Annotated in this window: 3 protein-coding genes; 2 read left to right on the plus strand and 1 reads right to left on the minus strand. The window is 72.1% G+C overall.

Annotated features, from left to right (window positions below; genetic code table 11):
* Positions 1–200: 200 nt before the first annotated feature.
* The gene (locus tag L0P92_RS43015) at positions 201–1,205 is read left to right on the plus strand and encodes a GlxA family transcriptional regulator (protein WP_234768576.1); all 1,005 of its coding nucleotides are present in this window, start codon (positions 201–203) and stop codon (positions 1,203–1,205) included.
* 56 nt (positions 1,206–1,261) lie between these two features.
* Positions 1,262–1,852 (plus strand): NADPH-dependent FMN reductase, encoded by a 591-nt coding sequence (locus L0P92_RS43020; protein WP_234768577.1) that lies wholly within the window; start codon positions 1,262–1,264, stop codon positions 1,850–1,852.
* Positions 1,853–1,887: 35 nt separating this feature from the next.
* Here the strand turns inward: L0P92_RS43020 and L0P92_RS43025 are convergent, their stop codons facing one another.
* Positions 1,888–3,594, minus strand: coding sequence for an IclR family transcriptional regulator domain-containing protein (locus tag L0P92_RS43025; RefSeq protein WP_234768578.1), 1,707 nt, complete (start codon positions 3,592–3,594; stop codon positions 1,888–1,890).
* Between the last annotated feature and the right edge of the window lie 114 nt (positions 3,595–3,708).

The raw sequence follows: 3,708 nt of genomic DNA on the forward strand, positions 1-3,708 counted from the left end.
GGGAGTGGGTGGGGAGTGGGTGGTGAGGGCCGGGTGAGGGTTCAACAGCCGGTTAGCAGTCGGCTCAACAGTCCGTTGAACCCGTATGCGACGCTACGGGCCGGACCGAAGCGCCCGCAATGACGCACTACTTGCAGAAACCGACCCCGGGGCCACACCCGGTCGGCCTGGGTGCGCGGCGCAGGGTGAAGTGGGGGAACGTGAACCGGTTGATCGTGATCGTGCTGTTCGAAGGCGTCGACCTCCTCGACGTCACCGGCCCGCCGGAGGTGTTCTCCCTCGTCCCGAGGGAGGCGACGGAACAGGGCGGATACGAGGTCGTACTGGCCGCCGAGACGATGGAGCCGGTGACGACGGCGGCCGGGGTGCGGATCCTGCCCGACGCCACGTTCGACGAGGTCGGCGCGCGGGCGATCGACACCCTGCTGGTGCCGGGCTCGGTCGAGGTGGACAGCGAGCAGCGCATCCATCCGGTCGCCGAACCCGGCACGGTGGCCCGGGTGAAGGCGCTGGCCGGACGCACCCGGCGGGTGGCCTCGGTCTGCGTCGGTGCGCACATCCTGGCCGCCGCCGGGCTCCTCGACGGCAAGCGCGCCACGACGCACTGGTCGACCGCGCAACGGCTCGCCGCCGACCATCCCGCGGTGCTGGTCGACCCGGACCCGATCTTCATCCGGCAGCAGGGGGAGCACGGTGAGGTCTGGACCGGCGCGGGCATCAGCGCCTGCCTCGACCTGTCCCTCGCCCTCGTCGCGGAGGACTTCGGCGAGAGCGTCGCGCTGCGCGTGGCCCGGCGGCTCGTGATGTATCTGAAGCGGCCCAGCGGGCAGTCGCAGTTCAGCGTGCCGTTGGAGCAGGTGTCCAGCACCCGGCGCGTCGAGGACCTGCGGCATCACATCCTGAACAACCTCGACCGCCGCCTCACCGTCCCGGACCTCGCCGCGTACATGCACGTCGGTGAACGTCAGCTCACCCGCATCTTCAAGACCGAACTCGGTACGACACCCCATGCCTACGTCGAGTCGGCCCGGGTCGAGAGAGCCGCGGGCCTGCTGGAGACCACCGACGACACGCTGGAACGCGTCGCCTCCCGTTGCGGGTTCGGCACCGTCGACACCCTCATCCGGGCGTTCCGCCGCCGCCTCGCCACCACGCCGAGCGAGTACCGGGCCAGGTTCCGCGTGCTCCGCGTTGACCTCAAGTGAACTTGAGATTTTACGTTGCCTCTACCGACCCACCCTCACGGAATCGAGGCACAGTCATGTCCACACATCCCCCGCTCAAGATCGGCGTCCTCATCGGCAGCGTCCGCCCCGGCCGCTTCGCCGACAAGGTGGCCCGGTGGTTCGTGTCGGAGATCGGTCGGCGGGACGACATGGAGACGCATGTCATCGATCTCTCCGAACCCGCCCTCGCCGACGAACTCAAGCTCACCCTGGAGCGCTCCGACGCCCCGGGCGACGCGCCGACGCTCGCCCAACGCATCGAAGGCCTCGACGGGTTCGTCGTCGTCACGCCCGAGTACAACCACGGCTACCCGGCCGCCCTGAAGCTGGCCATCGACTACGTCTACGGGGAGTGGCGGGCCAAGCCGGTCGGGTTCGTGTCGTACGGAGGCATGGCCGGCGGGCAGCGTGCGGTGGAGCAGCTGCGGCAGGTCTTCGCCGAGCTGCACGCCGTCACCCTGCGCGACACCGTCAGCTTTCACATGGCCTGGGAGCAGTTCGACGAGGACGGGCGGCCGCACGACCAGGACGGGACCGGCAAAGCCGCCGCCGTGCTGCTGGACCAGCTCGCCTGGTGGGGGCTGACCCTGCGCGAGGGCCGCGCCGCCAGGCCGTACGACGGCTGAAACCGAAGCGACCCTGAAGGCCGGCCCATCCGGCCTCAGGCCATCGCCACCCGCGCGAACCGCCCAGCCACCCGCAGGTCCGCCTCCACCCGGCCCGCCGTCTCCGCCAGCACCGGCAGTACGTCCCGTACGCACTCCTCCACCGAGCGCCGAGCGGCGTGCATCGCCACGTTCACCGCGGCGACGACCCGCCCGGTGCGGTCCCGCACCGGTACCGCCACCGACCGCAGCCCCGCCTCCAACTCCTCGTCGACCAGGGCGTATCCCCGCGTCCGGACCTCCTCCAGGGCGGCCCGCAGCGTCGCGGGGTCCGTGGTCGTGCGCGGGGTCAGGGGAGTCAGGGCGCCCAACTGGCGGTCGCCGGGCGGGAGATCGGCCAGCAGTACCCGGCCCAGGGAGGTGGCGTGGGCAGGCAGTCGGGTGCCCACCGTGACGTTGACGCTCATCACGCGGCTGGTGGCGGCCCGGGCGGTGTACTGGATCTCGTCACCCGACGGCGTCAGCACCGCGAGGGACGCCGACTCGTGGACACGGTCGGCCAGTTCGGCCAGGTGCGGGGTCGCGATCTGGGCCAGTGAGGTACGGGACAGGGGCGGGTAGCCGAGGGAGAGGACGCGCGGGGTCAGCGCGAAGCCGCGGTTCCCGGACTGCCGTACCAGGCCGAGATGTTCGTGGGTGATGAGCGCCCTGCGGGCCGTGGCCCGGGCCAGCCCCGTCGCGCGGGCCACGTCCGTGAGGGTCAGCTCGGAACGGCCCTCGCCGAAGGCGGTCAGTACGGTCAGCCCGCGTGCCAGCGACTCGACGAACTCCCTGCCGAGTTCCTGCTTGGAGGCCCCCGTCCAGGTGGCGAGGCCCGCCGGAGCCGTGCCGGGGCGTGGATCCGGGGCCTCGCGCAGCTCGCGTTCCATTTCCGCGACCGCTGCCCGCAGCCGGGGGAGGAGCGTGTCGCGCAGGTCGGCGGCGGTGTGCCGGCTCGTGTGGCTCACCACGCTCGCCACACAGGCGATCCGGGCGCCGGCCGCTCGCGGAGCACGCGGATCACGCGGATCACGCGCGTCACGGGGATCACGTACGGGTACGGACACCGCCACCAAACCCGGCTCGATCAGCTGGTCGTCCAGCGCCCAGCCGTCCTGCCGTGCCCGCGCCGCCCGGCGGGCGAAGTCCTCGTCGGAGGCGCCGTGCTCCCGGGGTGGCACGGCCGGGAAGCCGCGGTCCTCAGGGTCCGCTGCCCGGCGCTCGCGCCAGGCGTGCCATCGCGCGTCTGTCCATTCCGTGGCGAACAGCGGGCCCGGGGCGGTGCGTTCGGCCGGGAGGAGGTCGCCGATGCGGAAGCTGAGGGACATCGCGCGGCGGCGGGTGGCCTGGTGGATGAAGCGGATGCCGTCGCGGTCGGCGACGGCCAGGGACACGGACTCGTCCAGTTCGTCGGCGAGGGCGTCGGCGTGGGGGGAGAGGAGGGTGGGGAGGGTGAGGGCGGCGAGGTAGGCGTTGCCGAGTTCCATGACGGGGGGTGACAGTACGACGTCGCGGCCGTCGAGGCGGACGTAGCCCATGCGGGCGAGGGTGGCGGCGATGCGGTCGACTGTGGAGCGGGCGAGGCCGGTGGAGCGCTCCAGGGCGCTTGCGCTCAGGGTGCCGCCGGACTGTGTCAGGTGTCGCAGCACCGTGACGCCGCGGATCAGGGGTGTGACCGCCTCGGTGGGTACGGTGCGGTCGTCCAGGGGTGTCTTCGCGGGCATCGGTTCTCCGGTACGGCGTTCGCGGCAGGGCCAACCGTAAGTGGTTCTCGCCCCCGCCGCCCCTACCCGCCCCATCCCTGAAGGGGCTCCGCCCCTTCAGGGATGGGGCGGGTA

The organism is Streptomyces muensis (assembly GCF_021474425.1).
Lineage (GTDB): Bacteria > Actinomycetota > Actinomycetes > Streptomycetales > Streptomycetaceae > Streptomyces > Streptomyces muensis.